Below are 17575 nucleotides of genomic sequence, written 5' to 3' on the forward strand. Positions count from 1 at the left end.
TAAACGAGTGAGGAAACCATGCCAGATGACGGATCAGCACAATCGACCAGCCTGTGGCCGATACCCAAGTTTCACTTCCAGGTCAAATGGGATTCGGAAGTGATGTCGTTCCAGGAAGTGAGCGGACTGCAGATCGAGATGGAGGAACTGAAGTACCGCGCCGGCGACAGCAAGTCGTTCACCGTGCTGAAGATGCCCGGCATGATGAAGGTCGGGAACGTGACGATGAAGAAGGGCGTGTACAAGGGCGACAACAAGTTCTGGGTCTGGTTCAACGAGATCAAGATGAACACCATCAAGCGCAAGCCCATCACCATCAGCCTGCTGGACGAGACGGGCGCGCCGACGATGGTGTGGACCCTGCAGAACGCCTGGCCCATCAAGATCACGAGCACGGACCTGAAGGCCGAGGGCAACGAGGTGGCGATCGAGACCATCGAGATCGCCCACGAAGGCCTGACGATCGCCAACGGCTGACGGCAATGAGCGACGACGTCGGCAACCTGGCAGCGAAGGCCGCGGAGATGGCGGCCGGGCTGCTGGCGGGGGCGGGGGCACCGGCAGCGCCGCCGCTCGCGCCGGCCATTCCACCGCCGCCGCCCGGCGGGCCGCCTGGCGGCAAGGCGTATGTGCCCAGCCGGGCCACCGGTGGTGGCGGCGCCATCACGGCCGAGCAGCTGCGCGCCCGCAAGGAGGGACTGCAGCAATACCACCCGGGCAATGCGATGCCGCGCGCGTACTCCTTCCGGGTCGTGTTCGGCGAGAAGAATCTGTCCAACGACGCGTCGTTCCAGGAAGTGTCGGGTATCGGCGCCACGATGGAGACGGAGGCGGTGCAGGAAGGCGGCGAGAACCGCTACGTGCTGCAGCTGCCCAAGGGCGTGCAGCACGGGCCCCTGGTGCTCAAGCGCGGCGTCGGCGCGAGCAATTCGGCCCTGGTGCGCTGGTGCCGGGCCACGCTGGAGGGCGGCCTGGGGCTGCAGGTGATGACGGCGCCGCTGACCGTCTACCTGCTCGATCCCGGCTTGGAGCCGCTGCGGGCGTGGCTGTTCGCCAACGCCTACCCGACCAAGTGGGAGGCCAGCGCGTTCGACGCGAACAAGAACGAGGTGGCGATCGAGACCATCTCGCTGGTGTACACCTTTTGCAACCGGATATTGTGATCATGACCATCGAAATCGGCAAGCTGTCCATCAAGTCCAGTGTCGCCAACGGTAACGATACGGACAAGAAGAAGGACCAGGAGAAGGACCAGGACGAAGGCGAGTGCTGCGGCAAGCCCGGGGCACGCAACCGCACCAGCCAGGCCGGCGCATGGCTGGCCGATCTGCGCCGCCAGGCCGACGAACTGGCCGAACGGGCCCGGGAGCGCTGACATGAGCGAGAAGGCGCGCTTGAAGATCGAGCAGCTGGACAAGGCCGGCAACCCGGGCGACACGTTCGAGGCCGCGATCAACCCGGCCACGTACTCGCTGTCCACGGAGTTTTGTTTCACGGAAGAGAACAAGCTGCTGCAGGAGCTGCCCGACAAGCTGGAGCTGCCGGCGCTGATCCTGGATGGCACCGGCGTGGTGCCCATCGGCGACGGCCAGCCACGCACGGTGCCGGAACAACTGGCGGCGCTGCGCAAGGTCGTCACCGTCTCCGCGGACAGCGACTACCGGACCCGCCCCATCGTGCGCGTCAGCTGGGGCACGCTGCAGTTCCGCGGCCGCGTCAAGAAGATGGACGTGACCTACACGCTGTTCGCACCGAACGGCGTACCGCTGCGGGCCACCGTGAAGCTGGGCTTCATCGGCCCGGATACGCCGCCGGCATTCGGTCCCAGCGCCACGCCCGACCCGCAGGCGCCGCAACTGCGCAAGCAGCTGCAGGTCAGCGCCGATACGCTGCCGCAGATCTGCTTCAGCGCGTACGCCGATCCGGGCCGCGACCAGGCGGTGGCGCGGGCCAACGCCCTGACGTCGATCCGCAACCTGCCCCCCGGGCAGAGCCTCGTCCTGTAACGGGAGCCGACCATGGCCGTTTCCCCCCGCGCCGACCGGCAGGGCGACCTGTTTGTCGAGATCCACGCCAATGGCGTCCAGCTGGCCGATACGGTGACCGTCCTGTCGGTCGAGATCACGACGGCCGTCAACCGTATTCCGCTGGCGCGCATCGTGCTGCACGACGACAGCGACACGGACGCGGCACCGCGCTTCGCCGTCAGCGACGGCGCCGCGCTGGCGCCCGGCGCCGGCGTCGTCATCAAGGCGGGCTACGGTGCCGCGCGCGCCACGCTGTTCGAGGGCATCGTGATCCGCCACGGCATGCGCATCGCCAGCTTCGGCCAAGGCCGGCTGGTGGTGGAATGCCGCGACAAGGCGGTGGCGTTGACGGTCGGGCGCAAATGCGCCAACTTCGTCGACCTGAAGGACAGCGACATCATCAAGAAGCTGGCCAGCGCCGGCGGGCTGGCGGCCACGGTGGCCGATACCACGGCCACGCACAAGGAGCTGGTGCAGTACGACGTCAGCGACTGGGATTTCCTGCTGGCGCGCGCCGAGGCCAATGGCCTGGTCGTGTTGGCCAGCGGCGGCAAGCTGGCGGTCGCGGCACCGGACGTGAAGACGGCGCCGGCGCTGTGCGTCACCTACGGCAAGGACCTGAACGAGTTCGAGGGCGACCTGGATGCGCGCCACCAGCTGGCCGCCGTGACCGGTGTCGGCTGGGACCCCGCGACGCAGGAGATCGTCGAGCAACGCGCCGAGCCGCCCAGCCTGAACGCGCACGGCAACCTGGATGCCGCCGCGCTGGCCAAGGTCATCGGCCTGAAGGCCTGGCGCCTGCAGTCGCCGCTGCCGCTCGATACCGACGGGTTGAAGGCCTGGACGGCGGCGCGCCAGCTGAAGGCGGCGCTGGCGCGGGTGCGCGGGCGCATGCGCTTCCTGGGCAGCGCGCTGGCGCTGCCGGGCACCCTGATGGAGGTTGCCGGTACCGGCACGCGCTTTGCCGGGCAAGCCTGGCTGAGCAGCGTGACGCACCTGATTTCCGACGGCGACTGGAGCACGGAGGCGGAGTTCGGCCTGGCGCCCGAGGCGCTGGCCGAGCGCCAGTCGCTGGCCGCGCCGCTGGCGGGCGGGCTGACGGCCGGCGTCACGGGGCTGCAGATCGGCGTCGTGCTGAAGCTGAACGAGGACCCGGCGCAGCAGCACAAGGTGCAGGTGGCGCTGCCCGTCACGCAGGCCGAGACGGCAGGCGTATGGGCGCGCCTGGCCAGCGGCTACGGCTCCAGCGGCGTGGGCAGCTTCTTCATCCCCGAGGTGGGCGACGAGGTGCTGCTGGGGTTTCTCGACAGCGACCCGTCGCACCCCGTCATCCTGGGCAGCCTGTACAGCAGCAAGCGGGCGCCGCCGTACGCGCTGACGGCGGAAAACAACACCAAGGCCATCGTCACGCGCAGCAAGCTGACGATCGAGTTCGACGAAGAGAAGAAGGTCATCACCGTCCGCACCCCGGGCCGGCAGTCGGTCGTCTTGAGCGACGACGCCAAGTCGATCGTGCTGGAGGACCAGACGGGCAACAAGGTGACCTTGTCGCCGGACGGCATCGCGCTGGACAGCCCGAAAGACATCGCCATCACGGCCAAGGGCAAGATCACGCTGGCCGCGACGGGCGAGATCGGCATCACCAGCGCGGCCGACCTGACCCAGAGCGCCATGAACATCGCCAGCACCGCCAAGGCGGGCTTCAGCGCCAAGGGCGCCTCCAGCGCGGAATTGTCGGCCAGCGGCCAGACGACCGTCAAGGGTGCCATGGTGATGATCAACTGACGTGCCAACGAGGACCGAGCCATGCCCCCCGCCGCCCGCGTGACCGACCTGCACACCTGTCCCATGGTGACGCCCGGCCTGCCGCCTGTCCCGCACGTGGGCGGGCCCGTGATCGGCCCGGGCGTGCCGACCGTCATGGTCGGCAAGATGATCGCCGCCGTCGTGGGCGACGCCTGCACGTGCGTGGGACCGCCGGACACGATCGCGAAGGGGTCGGCCACGGTCATGATCGGCGGCAAACCGGCCGCGCGCGTGGGCGACCTGACGGCGCATGGCGGCACGATCCCGGCAGGCTGCCCCACCGTGATGATCGGGGGATGACATGACGAGCCGTTCGTTCCTGGGTACCGGATGGGCCTTCCCACCCAGCTTCAGCCGCGCCGGGGGGACCACGATGGTCGACGACGACGTCGACATCCGCGAGAGCCTCGTGATCCTGCTGTCGACCCGGCCCGGCGAGCGGGTGATGCGCCCGCTGTACGGCTGCAACCTGCATGCGCTGGTGTTCGAGCAGGTCAGCGAGACGGTGGTCGGTGCCATCCGCCAGGCGGTGGCCAGCGCGGTCGAACGCTGCGAGCCGCGCGTCCAGGTGGTGCTGGTGACGGTGCTGCCGGGGCCCGACCTGGACGGCGTGCTGCCCATCGAGATCGTCTACCGTGTGCGCGCCACCAACACCACGCACAACCTGGTCTACCCGTTCTACGTCGAGGCGGCGCGATGAGCATGCGCGAAGGCCTGGCCCAGCACGAGCGCCTGCCGGCGGCGCTGGCGCCGCACTACATCGACGTGGACGAGCTGGCGCCGGCGCAGCTGATGACGCTGGCGCTGCAGTACGCCGGCCTGGTGCGCTTTGCCGAGGCGGGACCGGCGGCCGGTTGGGACCGCACCTGGCGCGACTACTTTGCCGGCGACGAGACAGCCGTGATGGCCGAGATCCTGGCGCTGCGGGTGCCGCAGCACCGCGCCGCCTTCGATGCGCTGGTGGACCACGCGCTGGACGCGGTGGCGCCGGGCGCCGAGCCGGTCGGGCGCGAGCAATCGCCCACCTTCCGGCTGCGCGCGCTGGTGCGCCGGCTGGAGGGGTGGTCGGATGTGCTGCTGCGCGGCGGCAGCCCGGCCGGCGTCGACCTGGGCAACCTGATCGCGGGTGTGCTGGCCACCCTGGAGCCGTCGCTGCGCAAGGCGCTGGCATTCCACGATGCGCGGCCGGAGTGGGACAAGCAGGCCGACCCGCATGAGCTGCTGGCGCAACTGGCCACCTTGCTGCAACTCGATACCGCGCCGGCGGCACGGGATGACGCGCTGCGGGCGCTGTACCGGACCTGGTTCAACCAGCTGGCCAAGGCGATCGAAATGATCCAGCGCGGCGCGGCCGCACGGCTGCAGCACAGCCTGCACAGCGGCACGCACGATCCGGGCGCGGGACTGCTGCTGGCGTTCGTGCGGCTGTATGGCGCGGCGCAGGAGAAGGTCAACCGGCTGACCGAGGCGCACCTGGACTTCTACTACGACGACGTGCTGCGCCAGCGGCCGCGCGCGCCCGTGCGTGATACGGCCTTTCTCGTGTTCGAGCGCAGTCCGGACGGAGGCCGCGTGCGGGTGCCGGCCGGCACGGCGTTCCTGGCGCCCGGCACGGCGCAGCAGGCGGACCTGGCGTACCTGTCGCGCACCCCGCTGGAGGTGGGCGATGCGCGCCTGTGCGCGCTGTACACGCTGTTCTGCGAGCGCAATCCGCTGACGGCGCCGGAGAATCGCCTGCAGGAGTCCTGCCAGGGCAAGGACAAGAGCTATCCGACCGCGTGCCGGGTGGCCCGGCTGCCCGTACCGGAAGCGGCGGCCGCCGTCGCGACGGCGCACCTGACACCGCACCCGCTGTTCGGTGCCCCCCGCACCGCCTCCGCCACGGCGCCCGGGCAAGCGGCCCGGCTGGGCTTTGCACTGGGCAGCAACGTGCTGTCGCTGCGCGAGGGCGAACGGGCCGTGCATGTGGTACTGCAGCTGGGCATGGAACGGACCGCGGATGGTTGCGCCGCTTCGCTGGGCCAGCGCCTCGAGCTGCTGGCGCGCGCGATGGGAGAGTCGGCGGTCGAGGTGCGCTACAAGGTGCTGCGCCGCATGTTTACGCTGAGCGTGACGGGGCCGGCCGGCTGGATCGCGGTACCCGGCTACAGCGCGACGTTCGCACCGGCCGGCGAGCACGGCGCGCATGACGCGCTGCACCTGTATTTCACACTGGCGCCGGAGGTCGAGCCGGTGGTCCCGTTCGACGCCGCCGTGCACGGCCCCGACGGCAGCGGCGCCTGCCCGCTGCTGCGGGTGGAACTGGACGATGACGGCTACCTGTATCCATACGGGCTGCTGCGCGGCTTGCCGCTGGTGCGCGCCCGCATCGACGCCACCGTGCGCGGCCACCGCTCGCTGATCCTGCACAACCAGCTGGGCGCCTTGTCGCCGGCGGCGCCGTTCCAGCCTTTCGGCCCGCTGCCCGAGCGCGGCTCCTACCTGGTGGTGGGCAGCGCCGAGGCGGCCTGCAAGCACCTGACGAGCGCCGAACTGGTGTTGCAATGGAACGGACTGCCGCGCGCGGCAGGGGGGCTGCGCGGCTGGTACGCCGGCTATGGCGACGAACCGTTCGAGGAGGTCGGCTGCCAGGTGGGGGTGCTGGCGGACGGCCGCTGGCAGCCGGGCGAGATGCAGGGTCCGCCGCGGCACGTGCTGTTTTCCGAGCGGCTGGCGACGCCGCACTACCCGATCGCGCCGGTGGAAACGGTGCTGCTGACGCCAGTGCTGCACCTCGGGCGTGCCACGCGACCGAAGGCGGGCCAGCCGTTCGGCTGGGGACCGGGCGCCACGGCAGGCTTCTTCCGCCTGACCCTGGCCACGCAGGGCGATTTCGTGCTGGGACACCGGGCTTATCCGCAGCGGCTGGCCACGGTGCTGACGCATAACGCGCACCGGCGCTACCGCCTGCAGCCGCTGGCGGCACCGAATCCGCCGTACACGCCCGTGCTGGAGTCGCTGTCGATGAACTACACGGCCAGCGCCACCATCGGCCCGACGCCCGGACCGGACGGCGAGGCGCTGCTGCGCCTGCACCCGTTCGGCTGGGAGGCCGCGCGCGGCGGCAGCGAGGGCGGCGACCTGCTGCTGCCGCCACTCGACTATTCGGGCAACCTGTACCTGGGCTTTTCGGCCGGCGACCTGCGCGCCACGCTGACGCTGTTCTTCCATCTGGTCGAGGATGCGCTGCCGATGGCCGGGCGACAGGGCCGCAACGCCAGCTGGTCCTACCTCGCCGACAACAAGTGGCAGCCGCTGCCGCCGCACGCGATCCTGGCCGACTCCACCCACGGTTTCCTGCGGCCCGGCATCGTCACGCTGGCACTGCCGCCCGATATCGGCCAGGACAACACGGTAATGCCGTCCGGCCTGTACTGGTTGCGGGTCGGCTGCGAGAACGACTTGAACAAGTTCTGCCAGCTGTACTCGGTGCATCCGCACGCGCTGCAGGTATGGCGCGACCTGGCAGAGGCGGCCCCGGCAGGTCCGGCACGCATTCCGGCCGGCGCCATCCGTCGCCCGCGCTCGACGATCCCGGGCCTGGGCCGGCTGACGCAGATGACGGCCAGCACCGAAGGACGGCCGCTGGAGGACCGCCAGCAGCTGCGCCGGCGCACGGCCGAACGACTGCGCCACAAGGGCCGCGCGATCCTGCCGGCGGACTACGAGCGGTTGGTGCTGGAGCGCTTTCCCCAAATCGACCGTGTCAAGTGCTTTCCCAACCTGTCGCTGTCGCGCCATCCGGATGGCAGCACGTGCCCGGGACACGTGCTGGTCGTCGCGCTGCCGCCGTTCGAATCGCGCGGTCACATGGCGGTGCTGCCACGGCTGAACGGCGACCTGGTCGCACAGGTGCACGACTACCTGGCCGGGCGCATGGCGCCCGGCGTGACGCTGGAAGTGGCCAATCCGTTCTACCAGCGCATCCAGGTGCGCTGCAAGGTGCGCCTCGCGCCGGGCGTCGATCACGGTTGGTACGTCAACCTGCTGGACCGGCTGGTGTCGGACCATATCTCGCCGTGGAGCGGTACCGGCAATACCAGCCCGTTCGGCTGGTGCATCCGCCAGCACGACATCGAGGCGGCCTTGCTGGCGCAGGACGAAGTGCTGGGCGTGTCGGAGTTCTCGATGCTCAGCGTGAGCGATGCGGGCAGCGAGCGCTACCTGCTGACGGATACGGCGGTGCCGGGGCGGGGCGGGCGGCCGGCGCCGGACGTGACGCCGCTGTATCCCTGGAGCGTGGCGGTGCCGATCCGCCGCCACGCGATCCTCGTGGCCGGCAGCGAACAGTCGCGCATCGCGACCCGCACCGGCATCGGCAAGCTCGAGATCGGCAGCACCTTCATCATTCCAGGCGAGGCACAAGATGGCAAAGCGCAATAGGGAAACATTGAAGAAGCGTTTCGGCGACGGCGAGATGCCGTCCTCCAGCGACTTCGGCGACCTGATCGAATCGGTCCTGAACATCCATGACGACGGCATCGCGCACAACGAGCATGATGGACTGCGCCTGACGCAGGTGGGCAGCAATCATCGGGTCCTCAGCCTGTATGGCGCCGTCGAGGAGCGGGGCGCCGCCTGGGGCTTCGGCCTCGACCAGCACCGCGCCACGCTGACGCTCGAGGTGGCGCGGCACGGCCACGCGACGGACGGGCCGGCCGTCGACGACGACGACGATGGCGGCGGCCATGCGGTGCTGACCTTGCTGGCGCCCACGGAGCAGGAGCGCAACGCGTGGGTGGGCGTCAACAACCGTCATCCCCGCTGCGAGCTGGATGTGGACGGCGTCGTGGCGTACTCGGGGCGCATGGGCGCGGACGGGGCCAGCGCCGCCCCGGCGGACGCCGAATGGCATACGATCGCGGGGCCGTTCCAGGGCTGCACGGCGCTGGAGGTGATGGCCGGGGCGGGCCGTCCCCATACGGGCAAGTACGCGCTGATGCATGCCTTTGCTCTGCGCACTTTTAGCGCCAAGGGCGAATTCACCTACCACCAGGCCCACTACGACTCGCGCCGCCACCGCATGGAACTGCGCTGGCTGGACAGCAAGGAGGTGCCGGGCGATTACTGCCTGCAGATCCGCGTCAACTGCGCCTACGGCGCGGATACGTGGATCCGCTACCAGCTCGCCACCTTGTGGTTCGACCCGCAGATGACGCAGTGCGGCGTGCCGCCGGCGCAGCAGGAGCGGCCATGAACGCGCGCCTGCAAGGCCGCTTCGGCCTCGGTCTCGACCCGCTCCAGGCTCGCCTCGTACACGCCGCGCTGGTCGAGCTGCCGTGGCGCACGGTGCACGCCCTGGTGGCGCGGCTGGAGGAGTGGATGGCGCATCCTGGCGCACCGTTCGCGCTGGATGCCGACGAGCTGGCGCTGGTGCTGGAAGCGCTGGCGAACCTGCCGTACCGGCGCGTGCATGGCCTGATTGCCAGCTTGCGTGGCCAGCTGGCTGCGGTCGACGGGGGCCAGCCATGAGTACCTCTCTGCCCGTCCCGGCCGCGCTGGCCGCGCCGGTGCTGGCCGGCCTGGCCGCCGGCACGGCCCGGGAAGGCCTGGACTTCGAGGCGCTGCGCAGCGCCGGCATCGCGGCGCTGCAGCAGTTGTGCGGCGCCCGCTGGACCGACTTCAACGCGCACGACCCGGGCGTGACGGTACTGGAGCAGCTGGCCTACAGCCTGACCGACCTGGCCTACCGGACCGGCTTCGACATGGCCGACTACCTGACGGGGCCGGATGGCACCATCGACTACGCCAACCTGGCGCTGCATCCGCCCGAAGCGGTGCTGCCCGCCGCCGCGCTGACGGTGGACGATTACCGCCGCCTGCTGTACGGCGCGCTGCCGGACCTGGCCGACATCTGGGTCCGGCCGGCGGGCGACGGCCTGCTGGCGGTGGACGTGATGGGCGCGGATGCGATCGTGGCGGCGGTACCGGGCCGGGAGCCGGAGGCGACACCAGGGCCGCTGGGCCGGCAGGTGCGGGCGCTGTACGCGGGGCACCGGGCGCTGGGCGAGGACCTGCTGCACGTGCGCGAGGTGCGTCCGCGACCGTACTACCTGCGTGGCGAGATCGACACGTGCGGCGAGCGCGACCCGGCCGAGGTGCTGGCACGCATCCTGCACGACTGCGACGAGTACCTGTCGTCGGGGATGTCGGTGCGGCGCATGCGCGATGTGATCGCCCAGGGTCTTGCGCCGGAAATGGTATACGACGGCCCGGCGACGCGGCATGGCCACGTCGTGGCGCGGCCGGCCGCGACAGAGCCGGTGACGGTCAGCGAATTGATCGGCGTGATCCAGCGGATCGAGGGCGTGCGCCGCATCCGCGCGCTGGCGATCCTGGACGAGCACCTGCAGCCCTGCGCGGCCATCGTGCGCGACAGCGAGAGCGGCACGTGCCCCGTGCTGCCGTTCCCGGACGACGACGCCACCATCGAGCTGCTGCGCCTGCAGCCGGAGCAAGGTATCGAGTATGGCGTCAGCGAACAGCTGGTGCCGCCCGGGCCGGCCTGGCATGCGGCCAACCGGCTGCTGTACGACGAAGCCCGGCTGGAGCTGGCCAAGCTGCGTTTCGAGCAGCGTGCCTTCCGCGGCGATGCGGGCGGGGCGGGCACACGTTACCCGCTGCCGCAGGGCCGCTACCGCGAACTGCGCGCTTACTACTCGGTGCAGCACGAGTTCCCGGCAGTGTACGGCGTCGGCAAGTATGGCTTGCCCGAGTCGGCCAGCGCGGCGCGGCAGGTGCAGGCGCGCCAGTTGCAGGGCTTCCTGTACCCGATGGAACAGCTGATGGCGAACTACCTGCAGAACCTGCAGGACCTGCCCGCGCTGTTCGCGCTGGACGGCGCGGACCGGCGCAGCTATTTCGCGCAGTACCTGGACGGCGCGGCGCTGCCGGGCATGGCGGAGCTGTACCGCGACGAGGATGTGCCGCAGCGCATCCATCGAGCCCTGGCGCGCCAGGACGACTACTACGAGCGCAAGGGCAGGGTGTACGACTACTTGCTGGCACTGCATGGCGACGCGTTCCCGCAGACGGCGCTGCGGCGCTTCAACCAATACCATCCAACCACGACCGGGGCCTGGCTGCTGGAGGCCAAGCGCCGGCTGCTGGCGGCGCAGGTGGCGCTGGGCGCGGGCCGCGGCCGCGGTGGCGACTACACGCTGCCGCCCGATGCGCCCGGCGCGGTGGCACCGCTGGCGTGGCGGGTCGCCATCCTGGTGGGATTCGACGGCGGCGAGCGTTCGCGCAGCCTGTGCCCGGCGCAGGACGGCCGCCCCGTCACGTTGCAGGAACACGACGAGGACGTGCTGCCGCCACCGGCGCCGGCCGACTGGCTGCCGCTGCCGCCGCCGCGCGACGAGGCACCGGTGCCCGGCATCGTGCCGGAGCGCTTGTTGCCGGAGGATGGCGTACCCGAGGGCCTGCTGCGCGACGGCGCGCTGCTGTCGGGCTACCGGCTGGCGCGCGACGGCGGCGACTACCTGTTGTACGTGCAGGCCGGGGCCGGGTGGCGCTTGCTGGGCCGTTACGGCCGCCGTGCCGACGCCATCGGTTCGGCCCATGCGGCCGTGGCCCGGCTGGCGGCGCTGAACCGGCAGTGCGAGGGCCTGCACCTGGTGGAGCACATCCTGCTGCGGCCCGTCGATCCGCAGCGCCAACCGCCGTTCAATCCGGCCTTCTACCATGCCCGCCTCAGCGTGGTGCTGCCGCGCTGGACGGTGCGCTGCGCCGACCGCGCCTTCCGCAACTTCGTCGAGGAGACCGTGCGCGAGAACTGCCCGGCCCACCTGCAGCCCAACTTCCTGTGGCTGGCGCCGGCGGCGATGGCGCGCTTCGAGGCGCTGCGGGACGCCTGGCGCGCCGCGCTGCGCGCCTATCACACGGCATCCGACGACGAGATGGCCGCGCTGGCCGAACCCTTGCACGAGGCTTGCGGGGCAATGGTCGCCTTCCTGCGCGAGTACCGCACGGAGCCCACATGAACGCGCGCCACCTGATCGAGACGCTGGACTTCGACTTCGCCTGTGCGGGGCCGCAACCGGACCTGGACGACGACGAGGCGCTGGCGCGGCTGCTGCGCGACGTGCTGTTGCCGGTCGTCGAGCAAACGCTGGCAGCCTGCGACGAACCAGGCACGGTGCTGGTCTTGCCCGCGCTGGACATCGACCTGGGTACGCTCCCGCGCGCCGACTTCCGTGCCGAAGCCGGGCGACGGCTGCGCAGCGCGCTGCTGGACGCGCTGGACGGCGCGCGGCGGTGCGCGGCCGGCACCGCGCTCCACGGCGGCGATGCCGCTGGTGCCGCCACGCTGCACGTAGTCACGGAGCGCGACCTGGCGCAACTGGCCGGCTTCCTGGCAACGGGCCGCCTGCCGTGGCATGCCGGCGTCGCCGGACACACTGCGCATATCGCCTTGCTCGACCGGTTGTTGGCCGGCGCCCCAGCGCGGCTGCCGCCACTGCTGGCCGCGGCATTGGCGCAGCCCGATGGCGCGCGCAGGCTGGCGGCGCAGTTTCCCGCGCGGCAGCTGGAGGCGCTGCTGCGTCTGACGGCCGGTGGTGTGCCGGACACGGCCGCCCGACCCCTGGACGCCTGCGCGTCGTCCGCCCTGCTGCGGGCGCGATTGGCGCAGCCGTCCGGCGCAGCGACCGGCCACGCGGAGCCGGCGGCGGCGTTGGCGGCATTTCTGCACAGCGGCCGGCTGGACGCCACTGGCGCGGGCGCACGCGGCATGGACGATGACGGCTTGGCGCCGCACGTGCGGCTGCTGGAGCGGGCGTTGGCCGGGCCGGTAGCCGCGCTGCAAGCGGTCGTGCGCCGCGCGCTGGCGCATGCCGCCAGCGCGCGCCGGCTGGTCGACCAGTACTCGCCTGAACAGCTGGCCGCGCTGGCACGGCGCTGCGCGCCCCGGCGTGCGGTGGCGCTGCTCGCGCAACTCGCGTCCGACGCGCCAGCACTGGCGTGGCGCCGGGTGCTCGCCGCATGCCTGGAGGGCGACGAGGGCACGGATGCGCTGCCCGCGGTGGGGGATGACCTGGCGCGGCTGACGGCGTTCCTGTCCGGTAGCGCGCCATTGCCGGGCGCCGAGGCGGTGCTGGCACGCGCGATCGCGGCGGCGGCAACCGATCGCGGTCGCGCATTGCGGCTGGTGCTTGCCCAGGCCGGGGTCGACGCGGCAGCCGAGCGCCTGGCGCAACGCTTGCCGGGGGCGCTGCTGGTGCGGTTGGCCGAACGGCTGGCGCCCGCACCCGCCCGCGCCGCCGCGGCATGGGCGCACGATACGCTGGCCGGCGCGGCAGCCATGGGCGCCGGTACGGCGCAGCTGCGTGCGTTGGCCATGCTGTGCTGGCGGCACGTGCTGCTGGCCGCTGTCGAGCGGCGGCCGGCGCCGCCCACCGCGCTGCTGCACGCGGCCGTGGGCGTGGCGCCGCAGGGCACCGTTGCGGGGGCGACGGCTGCGGCGACTGCCGCCGAGCGGGCGTTGGCCGATCTGGCCGGGTATCTGGCGTCGGGGCACGGACCAGGTGTGGCGGCCCCGTCACTGTTGCTGGAGCACGCGCTTGGCGCCGCGCCGACGCGGGCCGGACTGACGGCGGCGTTGACGCCCGTATTGACGCGGCGCCAGGCATTCCGGCGGCTGGTGGAGGGCATGCCCGCCGTGCTGCTCGAGCGGCTGGCGCACCTTGCGGCGCCGCACGATGCGCCGCGCGTACTCGCCAGCTTGCAGCAGCACCTGGCGACCGCGGCGCGGCACGGCGCAGGCACCATGGATCTGGCGCGGCTGGCCAGCATCGGTTGGGAGCGCGCCCTGGTGACGCTGCTGTGCCGGCACCATGGCGCGGACGACGCGGCGCTGCCGGTGGTGCCGGCGTTGGCTGGGGTGCCTGCGATGCCGGCGGCGCAGACCGGCACGTGGGTTGCGGCGGCAACGACGGGGCCGGCGTACGCCACGCCGCCCGCGCCCGTCGCCCAACCCGCTACCGCCGCATGCGCGCGCGCGCGCCTGCTGGAATTCCTCGCCACGGGCCGGCTCGCACCGACACAGCAAGATGCAACCCGGGAACCGACGGCAGTGGACCTGCTGGACGACGTACTGGCCGGTGCCGATGCGGCGCTCTGGCCCGCGCTGGCCGCGGTACTGGCAGCGCCGGCCGCTCTCCGGCGCCTTCTCGAACAATTCCCCGAGCGTCAATGGCGGGCGCTGGTCCGGTCTGCCCAGCCGGAGCACGCCGAGGCGTTGTGTGCGCTGGCCGCCACGGCCGGAGGCGGGGCACCGGAAGAGTCGATGGCGTGGCGCCTGCTGGTGCTGGCCGCCGTCGCGGCGGCGGGCACGCCGCTCGCGCCCGGGCAACTGCGCGGGCCAGCGCCAGCGGGGGCATTGCCACCGGTAAGCGATGCGGCCGATGGCGTCGCGCGGCTGGCGCACTGGCTGCGCACCGGCGCCTTGCCGCCTGGGGCAGACGCGCAGCCGGGCGCATTGCTGGCGAGCGCCATCGCGGCGACGGCCGACCCTGCACGGCTGCACGCCGCCCTGGCAGCGGCGCTTGTCCGGCCGGCGGCAGCGCGGCGCCTGGCCACGCTGGTACCGCAGGAGCAGTTGGAAACGCTGCTGTGGCTCGTCGCCCCGACGGCGGCCGCAAGCACCATCGACGCTGCCGCCGAGGTGCGCGCCCTGGCGCTGGCACGCGGCGCCACCACCGCCCGCGCCGAAACATTCGCTGCGCGCTGCCGGCAAGTCGCGCTGGCCGACCTGTTGGGGCGCGACGGGACCACCGCGGTGCAGCGGCGCGATCCGCGCCATGCCATGCGCGCGGCGACCGGCCCCAGCGACGCCCAGGCGCCGGCCGGGCAGGCGCCACGGTCCGCACTGGAACAGTTGGCGGTCTTCCTCGCCAGCGGCCGGCTCGACCCGCCGCAGACACCGCAAGCCACGGCGCCGGCGCACGTGACAGTGCTGGACGCGCTGCTGGCGGCGCCCGCGGATGCACTGCTGGCGGTACTGGCGGACGCGCTGGCGCATCCCGCCAGCCGACGCCGCTTGATCGAACAATTCCCGGATCGCCAGTTGCTGGCCATCGTCGCGCTGGCGCAGCCCGGCGGTCACGCGGCATCGCCGGCGCACTTGGCGCCCGCCGTTGCGGCTGACCGGCATGCGTCCTGGCTTGCGCTACTGGCCGCGGCGCTGGCCGATCGCGCCACCGAGCCGCACGCCAGCCACTTGCAGGCGCCGCATGGCCGCGTGGGCGCCGATGATGCGTGGATCGACGAGCTGTTCCAGGCACCCGTGCCGGTGCTGCGGCTGAAGGTGTCCACTATCCTGTCGCAGCCGGCGATGGCGGCAACGCTGGTCGAGCGCCTGGCCGACAGCCAGTTGGGTCGGCTCGTCCAGATGCTGCAGCCGGGACGTGGTGCACAGCCGCTGCTCGACTTTGCACCGCCGGCAGCGGCGGGGCCGCAAGCGCGGGCCCGCCACTGGCACGCCCTGCTGGGCGCCGCGCTTGAGGATCCTGGGTTCCAGCGGCCGGCACCCCAACCCACAGCCGCTGTCGCGCCGCCTGGCGATGACGTTCCAACCAACGCCGACGGTCGCCACGTCGGCCTCATCGCCGACGACGTGCGCCACTTCGGCGCGCACGTCGCCTGGCTCGACACCTTGCTGGCGGTACCGTCGGCGGCACTGTGGACGACACTGGCCGCCGCATTGCGCCAGCCCGGCCGCGTCCGCCGATTGATGCTGCAATTCCCGCAACGGCAACTCGATGCCCTGTTAAGGCTGGCACAGCAGCAGGCGGCCGCAGGCCACCGCGAGCAGGCCGACGCCCTGCCAGCCGGGCCGGAACGCGACAGTGCCCACTGGCGGCAAAGGTTCAGCGCAGCCATCGCCGCCGCGGCGCCGATGCGCGCGAACGAATCGGAGGCCGTCCCCGATTCGATTCAGTCGAGGCGGCAATCGGGGACAGCCTCCGACTGCGCGGAATCGGGGACAGCCTCCGATTCCGCCGCCTTTGCCGACGCCGACCCGGTGCGGGCCAACGAATCGGAGGCTGTCCCCGATTCGAGCGCTGCGGCAGCGCTCGCCGCCCCGCCGCAATCGGGGACAGCCTCCGAGTCCTCCGAGACGTCGCACGAGGCGCTGCTGGCGCGCTTGTCATCGTTCCTGGCCGATGCCGACCCGACAGCGACGCCGGGCCCGGTTGAATATGTCGGCAGCTCGCCGGCACACCCGCCCCAGGCCGAGACCGGGGCCACGCCAGGTGCAGAAACCGTCGTGTGCGGCCTGGCCGCGCAATTGGGGACAGCCTCCGATTCCGCACAATTGGGGACAGCCTCCGATTCCATAGCCTGCGCCGCCGCGGGCCCGCTGCGGGGGACCAAATCGGAGGCTATCCCCAATTTGCCGGATCGGGCCACTGCGGCAGCGCTCGCCGCACCTGCAAAAGCAGGGACAGCCTCCGGGTCGCCGGCAAGCCAGCCGATCCCGGCAAGTCCTGGCAGCGGGCCGCGGCGCGTCGCCGCCGGCCAAGTTCCGGGCATCCTGCGACGGCTGCCAGCCGCCGTCACGCCGCCGCCGTGGCACGCCGCGCCGGCGGATGGCCGCAAGGCCCGCGCCGTTCGCGACGTGCTGCGAGCGGCGCAAGCCGGGACAGGGGCGCCGGCCCGCCCGGGCAAGCTGCCGGTGCACCGGGCCGTCGCCACAAACCCGTTCCACCCCGCTGGCCGCGATGTCGCGCAAGTGGAAGCCGCATGCGCCAAGATGCTCGCCTTGCTGGCGGAGCGCGACACATCCCTGCGCGCGGCGGCGGGACCGTACGGAGCCGTCGCGGCAGCTCTCACCGGCAGCGGCACGGCCGCCTGGCATCGCTTGCTGGGCGAACGCGATGCGTCCGTAACGAACGCATTACGCGGCCTTGCCGCCGGCCCGGCAACGCGGGCCGCGCTGGCGGCGGGCCTGCCCGATGCGATGCTGGCCGATCTGGTCGCGCTGCTCAAGCCGGACAGTGCGCCGCCAGCACCGCCGCACGACGCCAGCCCGGCCACCCGCCAGCGCTGCTGGCGTGCAGCCCTGGCCGCGGCCGTCAGCGACCGGCCAATGCTGCCGCCGGCATCGCTGCCGGACCCGAAGACCGCGACGATGACCCCGTGGCCTACCAGCGCGCCCGAGGAAGCCGAACCGCTGGCCGAAGGCGACACTCTGGCCCTGCCGAACGCCGGCATGGTCCTGCTGGCGCCTTACCTGCCACGGCTGTTCGGGGTGCTGGGCCTCGTGGCCGACGGCCGGTTCACGGATGCCGCGGCGGCCGAGCGCGCGGCATTGCTGCTGCAGTTTGCGGTCAGCGGCCAGCCCGGCGCCCCGGAGTACCAGCTGCCGTTGAACAAACTGCTGTGCGGCCTCGCCGCGGAAGCACCGCTGCCGCTGGCGATCGAGATCACGCCGCACGAGCGCGCCGCGATCGACAGCCTGCTGGGCGCGATGATCGAGAGCTGGAGCGCCCTGGGCCGCACCTCGGTGGACGGCTTCCGCGAAGCCTTCCTGATGCGCAAGGGCGAGCTGCTGCGCGGCGCCGAGGACTGGCGCCTGGCCGTTGCACCGGGCCCCTTCGACATGCTGATGGACCGCCTGCCATGGAGTTTTTCGCTGATCCGCTACCCGTGGATGGCGCAGCCGCTCCACGTCACGTGGCGCCGGCCATAAGGAGACGCCC

General features: G+C 72.0%; 12 protein-coding genes. All 12 read left to right on the plus strand.

Going from position 1 to position 17575, the window contains the following annotated elements; all coding sequences use genetic code 11:
- Positions 1-18: 18 nt before the first annotated feature.
- Genes PX653_RS05885 through PX653_RS05940 form a run of 12 tightly spaced genes read left to right on the plus strand, consistent with a single transcriptional unit; the run spans position 19 to position 17565 of the window.
- Entirely contained in the window at positions 19-477 is a 459-nt protein-coding gene (locus PX653_RS05885) for a phage tail protein (RefSeq protein WP_277416981.1), read from the plus strand.
- Positions 478-482: 5 nt separating this feature from the next.
- Entirely contained in the window at positions 483-1163 is a 681-nt protein-coding gene (locus tag PX653_RS05890) for a phage tail protein (protein WP_277416982.1), read from the plus strand.
- 2 nt (positions 1164-1165) lie between these two features.
- Positions 1166-1375 carry a hypothetical protein gene (locus PX653_RS05895; protein WP_277416983.1) on the plus strand — a complete coding sequence of 70 codons (210 nt, stop codon included), beginning with the start codon at positions 1166-1168 and terminating at the stop codon, positions 1373-1375.
- Position 1376: 1 nt separating this feature from the next.
- Entirely contained in the window at positions 1377-2006 is a 630-nt protein-coding gene (locus PX653_RS05900; protein WP_277416984.1) for a CIS tube protein, read from the plus strand.
- 12 nt (positions 2007-2018) lie between these two features.
- Entirely contained in the window at positions 2019-3812 is a 1794-nt protein-coding gene (vgrG, locus tag PX653_RS05905) for a type VI secretion system tip protein VgrG (protein ID WP_277416985.1), read from the plus strand.
- Positions 3813-3833: 21 nt separating this feature from the next.
- Positions 3834-4133, plus strand: a complete 300-nt coding sequence (locus tag PX653_RS05910; RefSeq protein ID WP_277416986.1) for a PAAR domain-containing protein — start codon at positions 3834-3836, stop codon at positions 4131-4133.
- 1 nt (position 4134) lies between these two features.
- A complete protein-coding gene (locus PX653_RS05915; protein ID WP_277416987.1) occupies positions 4135-4533 on the plus strand; it encodes a GPW/gp25 family protein in 399 nt (132 codons plus the stop codon).
- Positions 4530-8255, plus strand: a complete 3726-nt coding sequence (locus PX653_RS05920; RefSeq protein ID WP_277416988.1) for a baseplate J/gp47 family protein — start codon at positions 4530-4532, stop codon at positions 8253-8255. The genes PX653_RS05915 and PX653_RS05920 overlap by 4 nt, the downstream gene beginning before the upstream one ends.
- Positions 8239-9069, plus strand: coding sequence for a hypothetical protein (locus tag PX653_RS05925; protein ID WP_277416989.1), 831 nt, complete (start codon positions 8239-8241; stop codon positions 9067-9069). The genes PX653_RS05920 and PX653_RS05925 overlap by 17 nt, the downstream gene beginning before the upstream one ends.
- Positions 9066-9344: a hypothetical protein gene (locus PX653_RS05930; protein WP_277416990.1), complete on the plus strand. Its 279-nt coding sequence runs from the start codon at positions 9066-9068 to the stop codon at positions 9342-9344. The genes PX653_RS05925 and PX653_RS05930 overlap by 4 nt, the downstream gene beginning before the upstream one ends.
- Entirely contained in the window at positions 9341-11854 is a 2514-nt protein-coding gene (locus PX653_RS05935) for a baseplate wedge protein (RefSeq protein WP_277416991.1), read from the plus strand. The genes PX653_RS05930 and PX653_RS05935 overlap by 4 nt, the downstream gene beginning before the upstream one ends.
- Positions 11851-17565, plus strand: a complete 5715-nt coding sequence (locus tag PX653_RS05940) for a contractile injection system tape measure protein (protein WP_277416992.1) — start codon at positions 11851-11853, stop codon at positions 17563-17565. The genes PX653_RS05935 and PX653_RS05940 overlap by 4 nt, the downstream gene beginning before the upstream one ends.
- The last annotated feature ends 10 nt before the right edge of the window (positions 17566-17575 follow it).

This window comes from Pseudoduganella chitinolytica (genome assembly GCF_029028125.1).
Lineage (GTDB): Bacteria > Pseudomonadota > Gammaproteobacteria > Burkholderiales > Burkholderiaceae_D > Rugamonas > Rugamonas chitinolytica.

Coding starts and splice junctions, on each gene's coding strand:
- PX653_RS05885 (WP_277416981.1), top strand. CDS start 19: ATGCCAGATGACGGATCAGCACAATCGACCAGCCTGTGGCCGATACCC.
- PX653_RS05890 (WP_277416982.1), top strand. CDS start 483: ATGAGCGACGACGTCGGCAACCTGGCAGCGAAGGCCGCGGAGATGGCG.
- PX653_RS05895 (WP_277416983.1), top strand. CDS start 1,166: ATGACCATCGAAATCGGCAAGCTGTCCATCAAGTCCAGTGTCGCCAAC.
- PX653_RS05900 (WP_277416984.1), top strand. CDS start 1,377: ATGAGCGAGAAGGCGCGCTTGAAGATCGAGCAGCTGGACAAGGCCGGC.
- vgrG (WP_277416985.1), top strand. CDS start 2,019: ATGGCCGTTTCCCCCCGCGCCGACCGGCAGGGCGACCTGTTTGTCGAG.
- PX653_RS05910 (WP_277416986.1), top strand. CDS start 3,834: ATGCCCCCCGCCGCCCGCGTGACCGACCTGCACACCTGTCCCATGGTG.
- PX653_RS05915 (WP_277416987.1), top strand. CDS start 4,135: ATGACGAGCCGTTCGTTCCTGGGTACCGGATGGGCCTTCCCACCCAGC.
- PX653_RS05920 (WP_277416988.1), top strand. CDS start 4,530: ATGAGCATGCGCGAAGGCCTGGCCCAGCACGAGCGCCTGCCGGCGGCG.
- PX653_RS05925 (WP_277416989.1), top strand. CDS start 8,239: ATGGCAAAGCGCAATAGGGAAACATTGAAGAAGCGTTTCGGCGACGGC.
- PX653_RS05930 (WP_277416990.1), top strand. CDS start 9,066: ATGAACGCGCGCCTGCAAGGCCGCTTCGGCCTCGGTCTCGACCCGCTC.
- PX653_RS05935 (WP_277416991.1), top strand. CDS start 9,341: ATGAGTACCTCTCTGCCCGTCCCGGCCGCGCTGGCCGCGCCGGTGCTG.
- PX653_RS05940 (WP_277416992.1), top strand. CDS start 11,851: ATGAACGCGCGCCACCTGATCGAGACGCTGGACTTCGACTTCGCCTGT.